21 protein-coding genes and 1 tRNA gene are annotated in these 20,850 nt (G+C 39.1%); 8 read left to right on the top strand and 14 right to left on the bottom strand.

What is annotated here, in order from left to right:
- Positions 1-45 precede the first annotated feature (45 nt).
- The 6 genes from ACNKXV_RS10630 (at position 46) to ACNKXV_RS10655 (ending at position 9,550) form a co-directional block, all read left to right on the top strand.
- Positions 46-2,502 (top strand): DUF5686 family protein, encoded by a 2,457-nt coding sequence (locus ACNKXV_RS10630; protein WP_417907706.1) that lies wholly within the window; start codon positions 46-48, stop codon positions 2,500-2,502.
- A 76-nt stretch (positions 2,503-2,578) separates the two neighbouring features.
- Entirely contained in the window at positions 2,579-4,993 is a 2,415-nt protein-coding gene (locus ACNKXV_RS10635) for an efflux RND transporter permease subunit (protein WP_417907707.1), read from the top strand.
- Positions 4,994-5,066: 73 nt separating this feature from the next.
- On the top strand, positions 5,067-6,509 hold the full coding sequence (asnS, locus tag ACNKXV_RS10640; RefSeq protein WP_417907708.1) for an asparagine--tRNA ligase: 1,443 nt from the start codon (positions 5,067-5,069) through the stop codon (positions 6,507-6,509).
- Positions 6,510-6,513: 4 nt separating this feature from the next.
- Complete coding sequence (locus ACNKXV_RS10645; protein ID WP_417907709.1) at positions 6,514-7,380, top strand: RluA family pseudouridine synthase; 867 nt, start codon at positions 6,514-6,516, stop codon at positions 7,378-7,380.
- 83 nt (positions 7,381-7,463) lie between these two features.
- On the top strand, positions 7,464-8,918 hold the full coding sequence (gene rpoN / locus ACNKXV_RS10650) for an RNA polymerase factor sigma-54 (RefSeq protein ID WP_417907710.1): 1,455 nt from the start codon (positions 7,464-7,466) through the stop codon (positions 8,916-8,918).
- Positions 8,918-9,550, top strand: coding sequence for a hypothetical protein (locus ACNKXV_RS10655; protein ID WP_417907711.1), 633 nt, complete (start codon positions 8,918-8,920; stop codon positions 9,548-9,550). Before rpoN ends, ACNKXV_RS10655 begins: the two co-directional genes overlap by 1 nt.
- On the opposite strand, the gene ACNKXV_RS10660 is transcribed toward ACNKXV_RS10655, so the two are convergent.
- The 14 genes from ACNKXV_RS10660 to ACNKXV_RS10725 all read right to left on the bottom strand — a co-directional run bounded on the left by ACNKXV_RS10660 (position 9,519) and on the right by ACNKXV_RS10725 (position 19,662).
- Positions 9,519-10,235 (bottom strand): porin family protein, encoded by a 717-nt coding sequence (locus ACNKXV_RS10660; RefSeq protein WP_417907712.1) that lies wholly within the window; start codon positions 10,233-10,235, stop codon positions 9,519-9,521. The two genes, ACNKXV_RS10655 and ACNKXV_RS10660, sit on opposite strands and share 32 nt — an antisense overlap.
- Positions 10,236-10,323: 88 nt before the next feature.
- Complete coding sequence (locus ACNKXV_RS10665) at positions 10,324-10,806, bottom strand: ExbD/TolR family protein (RefSeq protein ID WP_417907713.1); 483 nt, start codon at positions 10,804-10,806, stop codon at positions 10,324-10,326.
- A gap of 30 nt (positions 10,807-10,836) precedes the next feature.
- Positions 10,837-11,445 (bottom strand): ExbD/TolR family protein, encoded by a 609-nt coding sequence (locus ACNKXV_RS10670; RefSeq protein WP_417907714.1) that lies wholly within the window; start codon positions 11,443-11,445, stop codon positions 10,837-10,839.
- Position 11,446: 1 nt separating this feature from the next.
- On the bottom strand, positions 11,447-11,884 hold the full coding sequence (locus tag ACNKXV_RS10675; RefSeq protein WP_417907715.1) for an Asp23/Gls24 family envelope stress response protein: 438 nt from the start codon (positions 11,882-11,884) through the stop codon (positions 11,447-11,449).
- A 13-nt stretch (positions 11,885-11,897) separates the two neighbouring features.
- Complete coding sequence (locus ACNKXV_RS10680) at positions 11,898-12,701, bottom strand: MotA/TolQ/ExbB proton channel family protein (protein ID WP_417907716.1); 804 nt, start codon at positions 12,699-12,701, stop codon at positions 11,898-11,900.
- A gap of 68 nt (positions 12,702-12,769) precedes the next feature.
- Positions 12,770-12,857, bottom strand: a tRNA-Ser gene (locus ACNKXV_RS10685).
- A 73-nt stretch (positions 12,858-12,930) separates the two neighbouring features.
- Entirely contained in the window at positions 12,931-13,959 is a 1,029-nt protein-coding gene (locus ACNKXV_RS10690) for an asparaginase (protein ID WP_417907717.1), read from the bottom strand.
- Positions 13,949-15,085: a 1-acyl-sn-glycerol-3-phosphate acyltransferase gene (locus ACNKXV_RS10695; RefSeq protein ID WP_417907718.1), complete on the bottom strand. Its 1,137-nt coding sequence runs from the start codon at positions 15,083-15,085 to the stop codon at positions 13,949-13,951. Before ACNKXV_RS10695 ends, ACNKXV_RS10690 begins: the two co-directional genes overlap by 11 nt.
- A gap of 50 nt (positions 15,086-15,135) precedes the next feature.
- On the bottom strand, positions 15,136-15,903 hold the full coding sequence (locus ACNKXV_RS10700) for a TatD family hydrolase (protein ID WP_417907719.1): 768 nt from the start codon (positions 15,901-15,903) through the stop codon (positions 15,136-15,138).
- Positions 15,904-16,013: 110 nt separating this feature from the next.
- On the bottom strand, positions 16,014-16,463 hold the full coding sequence (locus ACNKXV_RS10705) for a QcrA and Rieske domain-containing protein (RefSeq protein WP_417907720.1): 450 nt from the start codon (positions 16,461-16,463) through the stop codon (positions 16,014-16,016).
- 28 nt (positions 16,464-16,491) lie between these two features.
- Positions 16,492-17,400, bottom strand: a complete 909-nt coding sequence (locus tag ACNKXV_RS10710; protein ID WP_417907721.1) for a DUF5777 family beta-barrel protein — start codon at positions 17,398-17,400, stop codon at positions 16,492-16,494.
- Entirely contained in the window at positions 17,397-17,954 is a 558-nt protein-coding gene (locus tag ACNKXV_RS10715) for a YceI family protein (protein WP_417907722.1), read from the bottom strand. Before ACNKXV_RS10715 ends, ACNKXV_RS10710 begins: the two co-directional genes overlap by 4 nt.
- Positions 17,955-18,068: 114 nt before the next feature.
- On the bottom strand, positions 18,069-19,109 hold the full coding sequence (locus tag ACNKXV_RS10720; RefSeq protein ID WP_417907723.1) for a flavin-containing monooxygenase: 1,041 nt from the start codon (positions 19,107-19,109) through the stop codon (positions 18,069-18,071).
- Between the two features lie 55 nt (positions 19,110-19,164).
- Positions 19,165-19,662, bottom strand: a complete 498-nt coding sequence (locus ACNKXV_RS10725; RefSeq protein ID WP_417907724.1) for a DUF456 domain-containing protein — start codon at positions 19,660-19,662, stop codon at positions 19,165-19,167.
- Between the two features lie 107 nt (positions 19,663-19,769).
- On the opposite strand from ACNKXV_RS10725, the gene ACNKXV_RS10730 reads away from it, so the two are divergent.
- Together ACNKXV_RS10730 and ACNKXV_RS10735 are read left to right on the top strand one after the other, a co-directional pair.
- Entirely contained in the window at positions 19,770-20,132 is a 363-nt protein-coding gene (locus ACNKXV_RS10730) for a BlaI/MecI/CopY family transcriptional regulator (protein WP_417907725.1), read from the top strand.
- Positions 20,132-20,850 (top strand): M56 family metallopeptidase (locus tag ACNKXV_RS10735; RefSeq protein WP_417907726.1); only part of this gene is annotated, 719 nt, incomplete at its 3' end. The genes ACNKXV_RS10730 and ACNKXV_RS10735, both read left to right, overlap by 1 nt.

Consider the following 20,850-nt stretch of genomic DNA (forward strand, 5'->3'; position numbering starts at 1 on the left):
GCATTTTTGGTATATGGAACCTGATTTAAAACCACGCCCCTTGATATGACCAAGCTTCTTACAATTGCCTTTCTATTTATTTCAGTTATATCCTTTTCTCAATCTCTTGTTTCGGGGAGGGTTATTGATATTGAGTCTCGAAAACCACTCGCATATGCGAAGCTGGAAGTTGAAGGCAGGCAGATTCTCGCCAATATTGACGGAAGTTTTGAGCTTATGTTAACCAGAGAAATGGTTAATGTGAAAATATCCTATATAGGATATAAACCGGTCAGCATTCAGGTAAATAATGATACTAAATATATTCAGGCAGGTTTAAAGCCGATATACCAACAACTGGAAACAGTTAATCTTCAGAATGATTCCAATCCGGCGAATAGGATCATAAAAAAAGCTATCGAAAGCAAGTCTGTGAATGATCCGGAACAGGCCTTAGAATGCTTCTCATATAAATCTTACTCCAAATTTATTATCGATAATGAGAAAAGCAGAATTCAATTAAATGCCGACTCCACTTCCTCCTCTATAAAAACCATTCTGAACGAAGGGAGAGGATATCTTTCTGAAAAAGTAGCAGAACACATTCATTCTTCTTCAAAAAAACATATCGAAAAAATTGAGGGGATAAGAACTGCGGGATTTAAAGATCCGGTCTACAATGTTCTGACCATGGAAGTAAACCCATTTTCCCTATATCAGGATACATATCAACTTTATAAGACCGACTATGCCGGGCCATTGGGTCAAAAGGCTTTTCCCAATTATGAGTATAAGATTATAGATACCACCTCTGGCAACAGGCCGGCCTATGTTATACATTTTAAACCGAAAAGAGAACATATAGTTGCCGGACTTGAAGGCTTACTCTATCTAGATACTTTAAGCTATTCAGTTCAAAAAGCGAAAGCACAATTATTGGGCAGTGTACGACTGATAGTGGAACACGACTACAAATTTTATCCTGAAGAGAACATCTGGTTCCCTAAATCACAAACCACTACTATTAAACCGGGCGCTGGTGGAAAAGAAGTTGCCGTTTTTGGTGGCACCATAGGATTAGCTACAGTACAGCAAAAACAGGGAATCATGGGAATGATATTAGGAGCTGAGAAGATTGAGCGAGATCTTTACCTGACTTCAGAAGTTGTTCATTATAATATCAATCTGGACCATCAGGCTTCTAAACCACTCCGCAACCCTGAAATTTTGGTTCAACCAGAGGCTTTAATAAGATCCCACGAATTCTGGCAGGAAAACCGCAAACTTAGTTTCACCCGTCGTGATGAAGCCACCGAAGAAAAAGTGGAACATTTAATTGAACAAGGAAATATAGAAAGAAAAATAAGAGTCAAAAATGCGATGGCTACCGGTTATTATCCGTTAAAATACTGGGACATTGATCTAAGTAAGTTCTTTAAATATAATATTTATGAGGGTTTAAGATTAGGGACCGGAGGGAAAACCAACGAGGATCTTTCTACCAAATTCAACCTGCATGGGTATGTTACTTATGGTTTTAAAGATGAAGCATGGAAATACGGGGCCGGCACTCAAATCTATTTAAACAAAGAGAACCATACCTCTCTTAATCTTGATTTTTCAAAAGACCTAAATGAAGTCGCTTCTTTCGATTATCTAAAAGGTTCAAATCCATTCTCAATTTTGGAACCCAGATTTGTGAATACCAACAATTATTACAAGCTGCGCTCCTATTCCGTAGGATTGGAACATAAGATCACTCCTTCTTTAGACGCACAAATCCAGATGACCAGAGAAGAGATCGGGATAATTTCAGATTATCTTTTTAATTTGCCGGGTTTCACCAGAGAGGACTATGATCTCGCTATTGCTAAATTTTCGGTTATATGGCAACCTTTTTCCCGATATCTGCGAACCCCTGAAGGAGACATGACCCTGGAAAGGAAATTTCCACAATTTACGGGACAAGTAGATAAGGCATTTGAAGAATTAGGAGGCGAATTGAATTTCACCAGATTAGGCCTTAAGGCTGAACATGAAATAAAAAGGCTGGATCAATCCCGCACCGAATTTATTCTGGAAGGAAATTACGGTTTTGGAGATCTACCCCTTTCTCATGCTTTCCATGCAAATCCCAACAATCCTAATAAAGAAAAGATCTTATACAGGTTTTCGGTGGCAGGGAGGAACAGTTTTGAAACCATGTACTTCAACGAATTTTATAGCGACAGGCAGTTAATATTTCATGTTCGTCATCAACTAACTCCTTTCAGAATTTCTAAAAATATTAGACCGGAATTAGTTTTCCTATCCCGTCATGCCGTGGGAGACTATCAAGATGCCCGTGAATTTGAAAATTTAGAATTCAAAACCTTAGAGAGAGGGTATCATGAAGCAGGCCTGGAATTAAATAAGCTAATAGGAGGACTTGGCCTTAGTACCGCATATAGATACGGAGCCTACCATTTACCCACCTTCAAAGAGAACTTTTCTTTTAAGTTCACATTTCAGCTGGAATTGTAAGCTTTTGTATATTAAAAGATTAATTGCAAAGTAATTAAATCAGCTTTTTTTACCTTTGCCCCGCTAAAAACAAGCCATGCACAAGATCTTTAGCTTTGGATTCTGGAATTCCATTGCCTCCCTTATACTTAGAAACCGCATTGCCATTATCATTATAATTGGGGTCGCCACTTTCCTGCTTTCCACTCAGTGGAAAAATATGAGATTTTCCCATACAGAGGCAAACCTGATGCCAGATGATCATGAAGTTAATCTTAGCTATAATGATTTCCTGGACAAGTTTGGAGAAGAAGGCAATCTTATCCTTTTGGGCATACAGGATTCAGAATTATTCACTCCTGAAAAATTTGCAGCCTGGAATAAATTAACTGATAAACTTCTCACTTACCCTGAAGTAGATCAAATAATATCACCATCAAGCTTAAAGGAACTTAAGAAATTTGAGGATCCAAAAAGATTTGAAATGGTACCTGCATTGGAATCTAAAACTCCAACAGAGCAGGAATTAAAAGATTTTGAAGATAAGCTTTTCACCGCCCTTCCTTTTTATGAAAATCTGGTATACAGCACTCATTCCAATACTATTCAATCGGCTTTATATCTCAATAAAGACCTGGTAAACACCAAGGCGAGGAAAATATTTGTACTCGAAGAACTCAACCCTTTAATTGAGAAATTTGAAGCTGAGCACGATATAGATGTACGCGTTTCAGGAATGCCATATATCCGGACCCTGAATGCTCAAAATATTGTTGATGAAATAGGATTATTTATTGCAGCAGCATTATTGGTTACCTCTTTTATCTTTTTCCTATTCTTCAGGTCGTTAAGGGCCACACTTATATCTATGATCACGGTTTGCATCGGGGTTATGTGGGCTTTTGGAGTTATTGGATTATTACACTACGAAATTACCATCCTTACTGCGCTTATCCCTCCGCTGATAATTGTTATAGGAATTCCCAATTGCATCTTCCTTATCAATAAATATCAGCAGGAGATCAAAAAACATGGGAATCAGGCAAAATCTTTACAAAGGGTAATCACCAAGGTAGGGAATGCAACTTTGCTTACGAACGTAACCACTGCTTCCGGATTTGCCACTTTTATACTTACCGATAGCCAGTTACTTAAGGAATTCGGGGTTGTTGCATCCATCAACATTCTGGCAATATTTCTTTTGAGTTTATTGATCATTCCGGTGATCTACAGTTACCTTAAACCTCCAAAAGATCGTCACCTTAAGCATTTGAATAAAAAATGGATCGGTGGCTTTGTGAACTGGATGGAGAACATGGTTCGTCATAACAGGATCGCCATCTACATTTCTTCCATTGTTCTGCTGGTATTAAGTATCATTGGGATTTACACCATCAGAATTTCAGGAAGCATTCTTGAGGACATGCCTCAAAACACTCAGTTCTATAAAGACATTAGATTTTTTGAGAGAGAGTTTGACGGAGTGATGCCGCTTGAAATATTGATAGACACCAAAAGACCTAAAGGCGTACTCAAACTTTCCACTCTAAAACGGATAAATGAGCTGGAAGACTTTATAACCGAGGTTCCTGAACTTTCAAAACCCTTATCCATAAACAGGCTGGTAAAATACAGCAAGCAGGCATACTATAATGGGAATCCCAAATATTATCAACTGCCTTCTTCCCAGGAAAGGAATTTTATAATGCCTTATGCGAAAAGCCTTTCTTCCAATGAAGGTATCATGCAGTCTTATGTAGATTCCACCGGTCAATATGCCCGTATCACTACGTTCATGAAAGATGTGGGTACTGAGAAGATGAAGGAAATAGAAAATGACCTCCTACCTGAGATCAAAAAGATATTTCCTGAGGATCGCTATGAAGTATCGCTTACAGGGAAAGCTCTATTATTCCAAAAAGGAACAAATTATCTGGTCAAGAATCTAATTATCTCTCTTGGTCTGGCCATTTTACTAATTGCGGGATTAATGGCCTGGATGTTTAGAAGCTTCAGGATGATTTTGATCTCCCTGGTTCCAAACCTTCTACCGCTATTGGTTACGGCAGGGGTGATGGGCTTTCTGGGAGTACCTATAAAACCCTCAACCATTCTGGTCTTTTCAATCGCTTTTGGAATTAGTGTGGACGACACCATACATTTCCTTGCGAAATACCGTCAGGAATTAAAAGCCAACGACTGGAAGATTAAAAGGTCTGTTTATGCTGCGCTGCGGGAAACCGGAGTGAGTATGTTCTATACCTCCATCGTATTATTCTTTGGGTTCTCGGTGTTTATGATAAGTAGTTTTGGCGGAACAGTAGCTTTAGGAGGGCTGGTCTCGGCTACCCTTTTATTTGCCATGCTTGCGAATTTACTATTGTTACCCTCACTATTATTATCCTTGGAAAGAAGTATTGCCAATAAGGAAGTACTAAAGGAGCCGGCGATGAAAATTTTGGAATCTGAAGAAGATGAAAACGAGTGGGACTCTATAGATAAAGAAAATTAAAATTTTAATAAAACAGCCTGCTTGCTAAGCATCAGGCGAAAAACTATCTTTGTTTTTTCTAAATTTCAACTAAATGATACAAGCAAAAATCGCTGAAATACTGGAAAGCGATCAGTTTTTACAGGAACACCAGGTTAAAGGTTGGGTGCGCTCATTCAGAAGCAATCGTTTTATAGCCGTTAATGATGGATCAACCCTAAAAAACCTTCAGTGTGTTATCGATTTTGAAAATACAGATGAAGACCTCATAAAGAGAATTAATGTTGGTGCTGCAATTGCTGTAAAAGGAACTTTGAAGGAAAGCCTTGGAAGTCAGCAACGCGTGGAGATCGAGGTTACAAGTATCGAAATTTTAGGTGATGCCAACCCGGAGGAAGTAAAACTTACCATCCTCTCCCCTAAAAAACACAGCCTTGAAAAACTTCGCGAACAAGCTCATTTAAGAGTGAGAACGAACACTTTTGGAGCAGTTATGCGGGTTAGAAGTAAACTGTCTTTTGCAGTTCATAAATATTTTCAGGACAGGAATTTCTTTTACGTAAACACCCCTATTATCACAGGTAGTGATGCTGAAGGTGCCGGTGAAATGTTTAAGGTTACTTCTATGGACCTTAAAAACCCTGCAAAGAACGAAGACGGGTCTATAAATTATAAGGAAGACTTCTTTGGGAAAGAGACCAATCTAACGGTTTCCGGACAACTGGAAGCTGAAACCTTTGCCCTTGGACTTGGACAGGTATATACTTTTGGACCTACTTTTAGAGCTGAAAATTCAAATACTTCCCGACATCTTGCTGAATTCTGGATGATCGAGCCTGAGGTTGCTTTTTGCGATCTTGATCAAAATATGGACCTGGCTGAAGATTTCATCAAATACGTACTTAGATACGTAATGGAGAATGCCAAAGAAGACCTTGAATTCCTTGCCGAAAGACAGGAGAATGAAGACAAGCTTAAACCGAAGGCAGAGCGCAGCGACATGAACCTGCTCGAAAAATTAAATTTTGTCCTTGACAACAATTTCAAAAGGGTAAGTTATACGGAAGCTATTGACATCCTGAAGAATTCCAAGCCAAACAAAAAGAAGAAATTCAATTATATCATTGAAGAATGGGGTGCAGATCTTCAAAGTGAGCATGAACGCTACCTTGTTGAAAAACATTTTAAATGTCCGGTAATTCTTTTTGATTATCCAGCCAACATCAAGGCATTTTACATGCGTCTTAACGAAGACGGAAAAACGGTAAGAGCCATGGATATCTTATTCCCTGGAATTGGGGAGATAGTTGGAGGAAGCCAGAGAGAAGAAAGACTGGATGTATTGAAGGAAAAAATGGCCGAACTGAATATTCCGGAAGAAGAACTTTGGTGGTACCTTGATACCCGTAAGTTTGGAACCTGTGTTCACAGTGGATTTGGTCTTGGTTTTGAAAGACTGGTACAATTCACCACGGGAATGGGGAATATAAGGGACGTAATTCCTTTCCCAAGAACTCCACAAAACGCGGAATTTTAAAAATTTGAAAATTATTGAAACGCATATAGTTCCTGCGATCGATGAAAAGATTCGATTGCAGGAATATGCGTTTTCTATCTTTCAAACCATAACCACCCGAAGCGCCTTAAAAAAGGCCGTAAAAAAGGGCCTTATACTTCTTGATGGTCAACCGGCTTCTACTTCCAGCTGGATAAAAACCGGTCATAGAATTGACCTGTTAGAGGAAGAAAAAACCTCAAAAAAAATTTTCAAATTCGACCTGCCTGTTATTTTTGAAGACAACTGGCTGGCCGTAATTCATAAACCTGCAGGACTCCCTACCAGTGGGAACTACTTCAGGACTATTGAAAATGCTTTACCTCATAATCTTGATCAAAGCACCGAATTTGATGCTTTAAATTATCCACTTCCCGTGCACCGGCTCGATAGCCCCACTTCTGGAATTCTATTGGTAGCCAAAACAAAACTTGCCCAGCGCATACTCAATGATGATTTTTCAGCTAAAAAAATCCATAAAGTCTATTATGCTTTAGTCCATGGTTTGTGCGATGATGAACAAATAAACCTTGAAATAGAAAATAAACCTGCGCAAACAATGGTAATGCGGTTAAAACAATTCCGCATAGAAGACCAATCCTATTCATTGGTCCGGGCAAAACCACTAACAGGGAGAACTCACCAGATCAGGATACATCTGGAGCATATGGGCAACCCTATCGTTGGAGATAAATTATACGGAAATACTGAAGAGACATTTTTCAAGAACAAAAATCTCTTCCTATTCGCAGGAGGAATAGAACTAATCCATCCAGTTACTACAGAAAAACTTAGCTTCGAGATCGAGCTTCCCAAACGATTTAGAAACCTTGCGCGATTCGAAGTTCGTTAACAAAATTTTACCACAAACATGGGTCATGCCAAAGCGAGTATGGCTCGATTTTTCCTTATTTTTGTTAGACAAGTGTCCTAAATATGCTAAAGCAACAATTAAATTTTAAATTATCTCAAAAGCTATCTCCGCAACAGATTCAGTTGATGAAACTTATCCAATTGCCAACTCAGGCATTTGAACAGCGAATCAAACAAGAGATGGAAGAGAACCCTGCTTTGGAAGACGGGAAAGAAGAACGTGTGGATGAATATGATGATATTGGAAATGAAAATACGGCGGAAGATGATTATGAAACCATCGAAACCGATATTGATGTAGATGAGTATTTAAGTGATGATGAGATCCCGAGCTACCGTTTAAACGCCAATAATTATAGTGCCGATGATGAGGACAGGCAGGTACCATATGCTGCCGGAACTTCTTTTACCCAGCATTTAAAAACTCAGTTAAGCACTATCCGGCTAAATGACATCGAAGTGGAAATCGCTGAATTCCTCGTTGGAAGTGTGGATGAAAGTGGATATATAAGAAGAAGCATTCAGGATATTGTGGATGATCTGGCTTTTACTCAGAATATCTATACAGATGAAGAGACTGTGGAAAAGGTTCTGGAAAAAGTTCAGCGACTTGATCCTGCCGGTGTGGGCGCACGAAGTCTGGAAGAATGCCTTATTATACAACTAAACCGGAAAGAACCAACCAAACAGGTTGAACTTGCCAAAGACATTCTTGAAAGGTCTTTTGATCATTTTAGTAAAAAACATTACAGCAAACTCCTTTCCCGTCATGATATCTCTGAAGATGAATTGCGGGAAGCAATAGATGTGATCGAACATTTAAATCCGAAACCCGGAGGTGCATATTCCGGTAACACCCGCATAGTGGAACATGTGATCCCGGATTTTACCATAAAAATTGAAGACGGGGAGCTACAGTTAACCCTCAATGGAAGGAATGCACCGGAAATGCATATTTCCCGGGATTATTCCAATATGATGAAAGGCTATAAGGAGTCTAAGGAGAAAACCAAAGCACAAAAGGATGCGGTTATGTTCATCAAACAAAAACTGGATGCTGCCAAATGGTTTATTGAGGCCATTAAACAGCGCCAGCAAACATTGATGGTAACCATGAGTTCCATTATGAATTACCAGAAAGAATATTTCCTTACCGGTGATGAAAGAAACCTGCGCCCAATGATCCTTAAGGACATTGCAGATGAGATCGAAATGGACGTTTCTACGGTTTCACGAGTAGCTAACTCCAAATATGTTGATACACCTTACGGAACCAAATTGATAAAGGAGTTTTTCTCTGAATCCATGAAAAATGATCAGGGTGAGGATGTTTCTACGAGAGAGATCAAAAAGATCCTTGAAATGTCTATTGAAGAGGAGGACAAACGCCGACCTTTAACAGATGAAAAACTGGCGAAAGTATTAAAAGATAAAGGATACCCTATTGCCCGCCGAACTGTCGCTAAATACAGGGAACAACTGGATATTCCGGTAGCGAGATTACGAAAAATTATTTAATGAAATTTCTTTTAAGGCTCGCTTCCTACCTTTTTCATCCTTTATGGATGCCTATGGCCGGTAGCATTTATTATTTCCTTTTTATCCCCCGCTATTTCCCTCCGGAAATCATTAAATCAAAATTGATCGGGATAGCGATAATCACCATTTTTATACCGGTCGTATTTTATTTTTTATTGAAAAATCTGGGAAGAGCAGAAAATATCTTTTTAGAAAAAGTTGAGGAAAGGCGGTGGCCTTTGTTTTTCTTTAGCCTGCTAAATATAATGGTGCTTACCCAGATCCTTAAATTTTACAATTACCCGGGCTTATTCTATTATTTCTGTGGCATTCTTGCTTCCTCCATCCTTGCTTACCTTCTAAGCTTGCTCAGGATCAAAGCCAGCCTTCATATGATGGGCTTATCCGGCCTTTTAATGTTCGTGATAGGGTTCTGCATCTATTTCAATCTATACCTGCTGCACACCATCGCATTTTTGATTATAGCGACAGGACTCACAGCTTCTTCCAGATTATATTTTAAAGCACACTCAACTTCAGAATTGTCCCTTGGCTTTATTTTGGGTTTTCTTCCACAGCTGGCAGTTTTTTATCTCTGGATCACAGAATATAGAATGTTAGACCAATTTTAAAGGTGGAAACTTCGATCTGTTCTTCCTGCAGTTGTGCATCTTTAAAAAATGGGATGAGCGAATAATAAACCTGGAAGTTAAAAGTATTGTAGCCAAAAGTGAAGGTGGCACCGGCTCGTAATCTATTAAGTTCGTCCAGATCCCTGACCACAATTTGCATGGCATCATCTTTATAATTACTACGGAAATGATAAATATAACCGAATCTAACTCCGGTATAAACACGCCAAAACTTGTAAGTAGTCGCATCTGAAGTTCTCCAACGGAATTCTAACGGCAATTCCACCTGCTGAGTTGTGAACCGGTTGGTTTGATAATCTACATCATTATCCAGTGCCGTAAACAGGGTTTCACCCTGTGAAGATTTGGTTATTTGAAGATTTTGGCCATAACTGTCTATTCCCCATCCCGCACCAATACCAATGGCAATATTTCTTTGTTCATTCACGGGGAAATCCCTGACAAATCCAAGACTAAGCCCTCCGGAAAAACTTTCCTGTTTTATTGGCTCAGGTTTATTGGTTACCAGATTAAAACTAAAGCCGACGTAGAATTGATCTTCCCTATACAAACTATCGATTGTAAAAGGAACAGTATCGGGAATATGGTATTGCCTTTCCTCCTGACCAAAAATAGCCGGAGATAGAAAAAGAAAGAAAATTAATAGTTTATGATTAAACTTCATGATTAAACTAGCCAGAGTTTAAATATAAAAAAACATCCTGTCCGGTATAAACCAAACAGGATGTTTTATCTAATGTAAATGAAAAGAGTTATTCCACATTCTTGCTGGCATCACCAACAAGCGTAGTATAGTTAATTTTCAATGCTTCAGCTTTTCTAAGCTCTTGTTTAATATCTGAAACAAGACCCATATTGGTCTCAGCGTCCACTTTTAGAGCAGTCGTAAGGTAAGGAATCAATTCCTCTCTCTTAGACTCTCTTTCAGCATAAATAAATTGCTGTACTTCTTCAACACTCGCAAATTTATCGTTTAACTGAATTCTGGCCTCTGTCCCATATTTCGCCTGGTATCTTTGACTAGGTTTCCCTGCATAGATATACATGATCAAATCCTTCTTATCAAGTTTCTCAACCTGGTCAGCATAAGGTAAACTATTCTGAACCATTAGAGTATTTTGACGCATTACGGTAGCAACCATAAAGAAGAACAAAAGCATGAAAACGATATCAGGTAATGACGCCGTACTAATGGCAGGCAATTCCCCAGACTTTTTCTTTTTAAATTTAGACATAATAGAAGTCGTTTTCTTGTTTAATAAAATCTAGCTTTTTGGTTCGGCCTCAGATAACTTCTGCGGGATCATATCGGTGATAACATCGATCTTTTCCTTAAGAGCATCTTTGTCCCCATTATAGCTAGGATCATTGTAATTCTTCTCCATTTTGGTGAAGGTCATACCGTACATTCTTTCAGCTTCACGATCTCTTAGCTGGTTATAAGCAGCTACAAGTTCGTTCTGTACCGCGATATAAGTACCATACTCAGTACCCCTGTTATTAACCAGGGAAATAATCGCTTTACGAGGGTTCACTGAAGATGAAGGATCTTTAGGTCCCTGGCAGAAGCTACAAGCTTCATCTCCGGTTCCTCCTCCATTGTCAAGAAATTCAACGGCAGCTTCTTTTAATTCAGAAAGCTCCATCTCCTCATCTTCTACAAGTAATTGGTTATTACTGTTAACCATTACCGTAAAGATGTTTCGTTGTTTAATTACCGGCGGCTCCTCCTCTTCAGGCTGCCATGGCGGTAGCTTTCTACTTATCCCGCTATCTGTTTCAATTGTTGTAGTAACAAGGAAAAAGATAAGGAGTAAGAAAGCAATGTCTGCCATAGACCCGGCGTTAACCTCCGGTGCTGATCTCTTTGCCATATTATTTAGCTAGTTTTTTGATTCCCGAGAATACCATAGTCGCTACAGCAATTCCGGCAAGGATATAGAAGGTAATTAAGCCAGCTCCCACCCAGTGGTCACCAGATGCAGAAAGCATACTACCGTCTTTAAGTTCTTTTGCCGTACCGTCACTTAAAACATAAGCTACAATAACGATCAATAAAAATGATCCAACAGCAATAATGGTGTTCTTAATATTTCCTCTAAATAAACCTACGATCACGAATATCCCAACCAGTACAATAACTGCAGCTAGTACCAGATATGCGATCCACATGTATGGGTCTAAATAACTCCCCTGGAGGTCTGCCGAGGCTTTTATAGCATCGTCACCGGCGGCAATAATCCTTCCCAGAAGGATCATCCCTATCACACCGATAACAAGTGCCAGATATTTTAATACTTTATGTAAGGTCATAATTTAAGTTGTCTTAGATTCTTTTTTTATTCTTGTAAGCTACCAACATATCTATAAGAAGTATAGATGCATCTTCCATATCGTTCACGATACTATCAATCTTCGCGATGATATAGTTGTAGAAAATCTGAAGAATAATTGCAACGATCAAACCAAATACTGTTGTAAGAAGTGCTACTTTAATACCACCTGCTACAAGTGAAGGTTGCATATCACCAGCTGCCTCAATACGGTCAAAAGCCTGAATCATCCCGATTACAGTACCCATGAACCCAAGCATTGGAGCAAGAGCGATAAATAAAGAAACCCAAGATACATTCTTCTCAAGTTGTCCCATTTGAACACCTCCGTAAGCAACAACCGCTTTTTCAGCAGCTTCGATGCTCTCATCAGCTCTGTCTAAACCTTGGTAATAGATAGAAGCAACAGGTCCTTTTGTATTTCTACAAACTTCCTTAGCTGCCTCAATTCCACCACTGTTAAGAGCGTCCTCAACATCCTGAGCAAGCTTTCTTGTGTTAGTAGTAGAAAGGTTTAAAAAGATAATTCTCTCAATGGCAATGGCCAGACCAAGAATTAAACACAATAGAACGATCCCCATAAAGGCTGGACCACCCTCGATGAAACGTTTCTTAAGCTCCTGGTGAAAACCAAGTTCTTCTTCTTCCAATTCATCACCGGCTGCTGTTTCCTCGTCATCCTGAACAAAGGTCACAATCGTTCCTGGCAAAGTATTCGCGCTGTTAGCCGCCTGTACGTTGTAGGCCCCAAGAACCGTTATCGCGGCGATTACCAAAATAGAAAATAATCTTTTCATTACTGTTTGTCTTAATTTAATTAGTTAAAGGGTTAAAGATATAAATTATTTTTAATAAAAACACTTAGCAGAGAGGAAGGGATTCGAACCCTCGATACGCTTGTGACGTATACACACTTTCCAGGCGTGCGCCTTCGACCACTCGGCCACCTCTCTGTATTCCTAAGTACTACTTAGGGCCGGCAAATAACGAAAAAAAAGCTTTCCCGTCAAGAATCCATCGTTAATTTTAAGACATTTCCCCTCTAAGGGAGGTTTCGAAGATGGTTCTGAAGACCTTTGGCGAAAGATCTTTGCCTAATAGGTACATTAATTTACAAATCGCAGCTTCTGTAGTTATGTCATTTCCAGACACTATACCTATTCGCTGCAAGCCCACACTCGTTTCGTATTGACCCATGGTTACACTCCCGGCAACACATTGGGTGACATTCACGATACTAAGTCCATTCCTGATCTTTTCACGTAGAATATCTAAAAACCAGGGGGCATTAGGTGCATTTCCGCTCCCATATGTTTCCAGAACCACACCTTTTAAACCCGGCTTTGATAAAATATGTTCTACCGTACTCTCTGTAATTCCCGGGAACATTTTTAAAATAAGCACATCGTTATTGAAACCGGTGTGTAATTTTGTTTTCTGCTTGCGGTTTGGTTTCCATAAAGCCTTATAGTTTACCGAAAGATAAACGCCAGATTCTGCCAAAGCAGGATGATTCATCGACGCAAAGGCTTGAAAATGCTCTGCATTTAATTTTGTGGTTCGGTTAGCCCGGTAGAGCTTATATTCAAAATAAAGACCGACTTCAGAAATTACAGGTTTTCCGTTCTTTCTTAAACCCGCTACCTGTATGCTGGTAATTAAATTCTCCTTCGCATCTGTTCTCAAATCACCAATAGGCAATTGAGATCCGGTGAAAATGATTGGCTTGGTTAAGTTTTCGAACATGAAACTAAGCGCCGATGCCGTATAAGACATGGTATCACTTCCATGCAGCACCACAAACCCATCATAATTATCATAATGCTCCTGTATGGTGGTCGCGATCTTTACCCAATGCTCAATATCCATATTGGAGGAATCGATGGGCTCGTCAAAACTCAGCGTTTCGATCTCGTGCTCCAGAATATTAAGTTCAGGGATATTTTGAAGCAGTTCATCAAAGTTAAATGCCTTTAATGCACCGGTTTCATAATCCTTGATCATTCCAATGGTTCCTCCTGTATATAAAAGAAGTATCCTGGAACTATTCTTCATGCAACGAAAGTTTATTGATTACCGGATTTGCATACATAAGCAAATAGCTGTTCAATGCCAGCGGATTTTTAATATCTACTCTGCGGCTGATCCTGCGGTCAAATTGTCTTTTTTCCTTTTCGGTATATTCAGATGTAAAACGCTCTTCGTTCTTTAAAAGATCATAAGCGATGTAATTTGAAGGCCAAAGCTTATAATTTCTGTAAATACTTTGATCTATTAACTGAGCTACCTCTTTTAATTGATCATTTACAGAAAGCCCTTTACTTCTAATGGCTGCAAAATCATCTTCAGTAAGTACCTGCCCCGCATTAAGCTGAATACGACCTTTTTGCCCCATGGCGCCGCGCATGATGCTGTTAAAATCTTCGTTGGCACTTTTCTTATATTCCTCCTTCATTCTTTTAGCAAGAACCTCCGGCATTTTAAGCATATCTGTAGGATCCAGTTCGTAAGAAATGGCTACTGGCACGATCTTAAGTTTGGCGAAATAATCAAGAATATCATCGTTCTTTTTGGCCATTCCCAGCATCTTTAAAACACCTTGCTGAGTAAAATCATTTCCATCTTTGGTACGACCTTCTCTCTGGGCCATCCATACGGAACGATCTTCTTCCATTAGCAAATGCCTGATGTATTCAGACAACTTCAAAGAACTCCGTAACATTTCACGCGGGCTTTGATTACGAAGCACCAGGAAATTCCGGTTTAGCTTTGAAAGCGCCATAAGAAATGGCTTTTGAACCAGATTATCTCCAATGGCAGAAGCCGTCATTACCAGATCGTGATTATAAAGCGTATAATTTATCAGGGAAGTATCCAGAATAATATCCCTGTGATTGGAGATATACATGTAGGATTCTTTGGTGTCCAGCTCTTCAAAACCTCCATCTGTTAAACCTTCGCTGGTTTTCTCAAGTACCTTCTCCACACTAAGATAGATCACCTTGCTCTGGAAATCCCTAATAGAATGGCACTCACCAACTATGGCTTTAATATCACTATAACTTAAGTCCGGAAATGTAAATTGAAGCAAGGCTTTCACCATGGGATGCTTTACATATTCGCGTAAGGCATCATTTACTTCTTCATCCCGGTAAAATCTTATATCGTCAAAATTTTGCACCTATTTCTAAAATTATTTCAACAAATGAACAAAAATTCTGTTTAACAGCTCTAAATTCCGAAAACTTCCTTGGAGTTTTTTGTAGTAACCTCAGCGATAGTTTCTACTGGAAGATTATAAATTTCAGCCAGTTTTTCAGCTACCTTAAGTATATAAACCGGATCATTTCTTTTACCGCGGAAGGGTGTGGGAGCAAGGTAAGGCGCATCTGTTTCCAGCACGATTTCTTCCAGAGGAATTTCTGCCAGAAACTTATCAATACCACCATTTTTAAAGGTAACCACGCCTCCTATCCCTAATTTCATATTATAGGATAGAGCTTTTTTGGCCTGCTCTAAATTACCGGTAAAACAATGAAAAATTCCGAATAACTTTTCGTCCTTTTCAGATTCCAGAACTTCAAAAATCTCATCAAAAGCTTCCCGGCAATGGATCACAATAGGAAGTTCGTATTGTTTCGCCAGCTGTATTTGCTTCTTAAAAGCGTCCTTCTGAATTTCCAGAGTAGATTTATCCCAATACAGATCTATGCCTATTTCTCCAACAGCATAGAACTTTCTTTTATCAAGTTCTTCAGAAACATGCTTCAGCTCATCTTCATAATTTTCTTTCACATGCGTTGGATGCAACCCCATCATAAGGAATACATTATCAGGAAAAGCTTTCTCAAGCTCGTACATGCTCTGAGTGGTTTCAGAATCTATAGCCGGAATAAAAAATCTTTCCACGCCTTTGTCCAAAGCAAGCTGAATTGCCTGCTTTCGGTCTTCATCAAAAGCATCACTGTATAAATGGGTGTGTGTATCAGTAATTATCATAGCTGCAAAAGTAAAAGAAGATTACAGAATGATAAAAGGAAGTTGCGAAAACCCAATACAAATTCGTCAGGAAAATCCTGAATTTAAGATTTCTACTTAAGTAAGCCCTCTTAAGTTAAGGTCGCAGTAATATTTCCATTATTTATACTGGTTGCATACACCTTCAGATTACGGGTGGTGCCCGATGCATCCTGTGGACCTCTTATTACATCCCCATCTTCCTCATACCGGGCAAAATGCAGGCTACACTCAATATAACCCTCGTCTTCTTTCCAGGCTAAGGCGCCACCCTGATGCGGACAAACGGCCTCTGTAGCCACAAAATCGGCAGTTGTATTCCCTCCTCCTATTCTAAAAAAGAGAACCCGATCTTTAATAATTTGATCTCCAATATTAGGTATGGCTGTAAGGCTAACCGAAACCGTATTTCCTCCTCCACCCCCTCCACCGGGCGGATTGGTAGTGCCACCTCCATCGTCTCCGGAACTACAGGCTGAAAGCACACAGGCACCGGAACAAGCCAGAAGGATGCCTTTAACTAAAAACTCACCTCTTTTCATAATTATAGATATTAAACGTTATCCTGTTTTAATTCAACCTGGTTTTTGGTCCCAGGTTAAAATTTCTTGAGATCATAAAACCAAATCTTACTCCGCCATCACTCCAGCTTTTTGTAGTGCCGGAGATAAAATTATTTGCGGTAATAGCCTGAGAATTCTGGAAATTAAGGGCGAATACATGACCCCCTGTTTCAATTTCCAATCCTACTCCAAACGGGTTATAATAGTCGGTTTGCAAATCTTCCGGCCTGCTAAAGCCATTGACCAACGTATAATCTGCTATCAGGGAAATTCTCTTAAAAATTTTAATTCTGCCTCCCACACCCAATGCGAATAGATTTTCAGCATCATCAACATCACGAACCTGGGCTTCTGGCCTAATCAAATATCCCGGACTAAGCATTAGAGAAATACCCGGACTAAATTTTTTAGCGATAATAGCCTGAAAAAAATGGGAGATCCTGTCTCCTTCTTCTGGAAATTCATCATTAGAAAATGGTTTTCGGGTAATCCAGCTACTTTGAGCAAATAGAGTTACAGAAACCGGCATCCCGTCTTCTTCCTGCCATAGTAAACGATATTTTAAAAGTCCGCTATAGGCTTCGTTAAATTTACTTCTACCAATCCCAACGGTAAGAGCATCGGTAATTCCATAATCGAATCCCAAATAGAGGTCGGTAGCCACATCGAGTCCGTATAAAGTATTGGAACCACCAAATTCTCCACCTATATCGCCAAACCTGTGACCTATCCAAAAAGCCAGGTCATTCTTCTTTTGAGTTTCATTGGTTTGCAGCAAAACTAATTTCGGACTCTTAAAGGTGGCCTGAACTTTATAGTCTTTGGTTTCAGATATTTCAGCCATGATACTGTCTACATCCTGAGCTTGCAGGACCGTACACAAAAGCAGAAAACAAATTAAAACAGGTTTATTCATTTTGATATAAATTGAAAATCAGCGTTGACATTTACTTCAATAATTTCGGCAATATTTTTCCAGAGAATTTTAGGGATCTTGATTTTATGAGCTTCACAGGCAACCTGAAAGTTTGCAGAAAGATTTATTCTCTGGCCGCCATCTAAAACATTTAATATTACCGGAATTTCCCTTTCTTTTGAAACCCCATGAACAGTAAAAGTTCCTTTAATTGTATTTTCCTGAGATCCGGTAATTTGAAGATCGATCTTCTCTAAAAATTCACCTTTAAAGGTTGCATGTGGATATATTTCACTTTCGACATAATTCTCATTGAAATGTTCCTGCATCAATCCTTTCTCGAATTGAAAAGACCTCATCTTCACTTTAAATGAAATAGTTCCATTATCAGCATTTATAACCGAAATCCCTTCTGTTGAAACCGCCTCAATGTCTTCTACAGGTGCTGAAGAATAAAAACTCACATGAGCCGTGGTAGTTTGATAAAATTGTGCGGTAGCCGAAGAAGCTCCACAGAAGAAGATGACCAGTATTATAAGTGAAACCCCTCTCATTAGTAATAGGTACGTAAAAAATTAGGGTATAGTTTGACCTATACCTTAATAAATCTATAGAAAATTTTTGTAATAATCCTCTTACCTTAAGACAATTACCCTTATAGAATTAGTTTAATTATTTTTTGAAATATAATCTGAGAGGTATTTCGCATCCTTTTTGATCCCGCCTAAAGTAGCCGAACCACGGGTGTGCAACCACGGTAAACCTATAAAATACAGCCCTTCAATATTACTCACCCCGCGATAGTGATTGGGATATCCATCTTTGGCCAATTCCAGACCTTCTATCCATCCAAAATTAGGACGGTAGCCGGTTGCCCAGATAATGTTTTTAATATCTTTTATCTTTCTCTTTTCCGTTACTATAAGATCACCTTCTGCATTTTTAGTTTTCCCAACCGGCTCCACATTGTCCCTTTCAAGGATATCCTGTACCGGGGTTCCTATTACAGGCTGTCTTGATTTCGATATTTTTCGCCCTAACCACGTATCTCGGCTAAAACTCAGAAATCCTGATTTAGTGAACCACCACCAAAGTGTTTTTCCCAGTATTTCCTGCGGAAGTACTTTCACATCTGTAGTTCCGGAGAAATAAACTCCACGATCCTCCTGAGAAACCTCATCAAGGATCTGGAAGCCACTATCCCCTGCTCCAACAACCATTGCTTTCCCTTTTCGAAGCTGCCCCGGATTTTTATAGTAATTACTATGGATCTGAAATATTTCAGGATCTATTTTTTTTGAAAAAGGTGGAGTATAAGGAATATGAAACGGACCCGTGGCGACTACCACATTTTTAGCCTTCAATTCTCCTTCAGGACTTTTCAGAATAAAATGATCGTCGTGGTGAGAGATATTTTCAATAAGTGTATTTAACTGAATGGGGATCTCAAATCTATCCACATAATTTTTAAAATAACCGGCCACTTCAGTTTTAGAAGGATAATGACCTTTTTCCGCAGGGAATTCCATCCCCGGCATATTATTGAATTCGGTAGGAGTAAATAAAGTAAGGGAGTCCCAACGGTTTAACCAGGAAGCACCAATTTCTGACTCCTTATCTACAACAAGGAAGTTCTTCCCCTGCTCCCGTAAGTAATAAGCCATGGCCAACCCTGCCTGTGCGGCACCCACTACAATAAAATCCAGCATTCTTTGTCGTTTTTGGCAAAAGTAAGGCTATTAAAAGGTTTCTGAAAATGAGACCTTAGAAGATGATTTCCTTGTAATTCCAGAATTGATAGAGGAAGAGAATAAGGAAAGCGAAGCTTACAATAAATTCCATAAAACTGGAAGCCAGCAGACCCACAAAAGAACCGAAAGCGGCTTTCCCTGCGGTTTTAGAATCGCTCTTATTTATAATCTCTCCTATAAAAGCACCTATAAATGGAAAGATTAAAATAGCAAACGGAATTGGCGCGAAGATCCCGATGATCAACCCTATAGTGGCGCCTATCATTCCCTTGCGACTCCCACCAAATTTTTTAGTTCCCATGGCCGGGATAATAAGATTTAATACATATATAAGTATTGCCACCGCCAGGGTAATCCCCAGGAAAAGATAATTTATCCCCACGCCGGGAATAAGATAAAATATCAATAAACCTATCCAGCTTAAAGGCACTCCGGGCAGTACGGGAAGGAAGCTCCCAAGCACACCCAGGATCATAAAAGCTCCGGCAATAATCAACATTATAATTTCCATAAATCCATTTTAAAAAAACGAATATAATCAACTTATAATTATTTTATAACTAATAAATTAGTTTAAACTAAAATTTTAGTTATATTAGCTATATCAAACTTCAATTAATGAAACAATTAACCAAAGCTGAAGAAGAAATTATGCAAATTCTCTGGGATCTCAGGGAAGGAAATGTAGCCGGCATAATTAACGAGATGCCTGAACCAAAACCTGCCTACAATACGGTTTCTACCATTGTTAGAATCCTGGAAAGCAAAGGTTTTGTAGATCACCGCAAGGAGGGAAAAGGATACATTTATTTTCCTGTTCTGGAAAAAGAAACCTATAGCAACCAGAGTATGAACCAATTGATGAATAATTATTTTAATGGTTCATTTAAAAGCATGGTTTCGTTCTTTATGAAGAAGAATGAAATGAGCACTAAAGAGCTGGAGGACATCCTGAAAGAAATTGACAAAAAGGACTCATAATGCTGCATTATATTCTACAAATACTGTTTTTTCAATTATTCTTTTTGCTGGGATATGAGATATTTTTAAAAAAAGAGACCTTCTTCAATTATAACCGGATCTATCTTCTGGTGACCCCTATTTTAGCATTCGTGATCCCATGGTTAAGGCTTGAATTTTTGGTCGAGGCCGTCCCTCCTACTGCCAGGCTCATTATTCCGCAGGCACTAACCACAACCCCGGGGATATATTCAGAACAACTTCCCACAGTGGTTGTTAACGGGGAAAAAGGCATCCAACTTAACTGGTGGCTCATCACCTACCTTTTAGGTCTTTTAGTTTCCTCATTCCTATTTTTAAAGAAATACAGGAATCTACGCAAGTTGTTTAATTATAAACAGGTTTCAAGGGAAAAGGATTTCCGCATCATAGAAATTCCCAATTCAAACCTCGCCTGCACATTTTTCAATACTGTTTTTATTGGAGATCAATTAGCGGAAGATGAAAAACAGCATATCCTGTCCCACGAACTGGTGCACGTAAAGCAGAAACACAGTTACGACATGATATTTTTTGAATTCCTAAAGATCATATTCTGGTTCAATCCGCTGCTCTACATCTATCAATCCAGAATTGCCGGTTTACACGAATTCATGGCAGATGAGGAAGTTGTAAAAAACACCGAAAGAAGATCCTATTATCAGCAATTATTAAACACGGCTTTCAACACCCAGAATAT

The sequence above is a fragment of the Christiangramia aquimixticola genome, from assembly GCF_048285835.1.
GTDB lineage: Bacteria > Bacteroidota > Bacteroidia > Flavobacteriales > Flavobacteriaceae > Christiangramia > Christiangramia aquimixticola.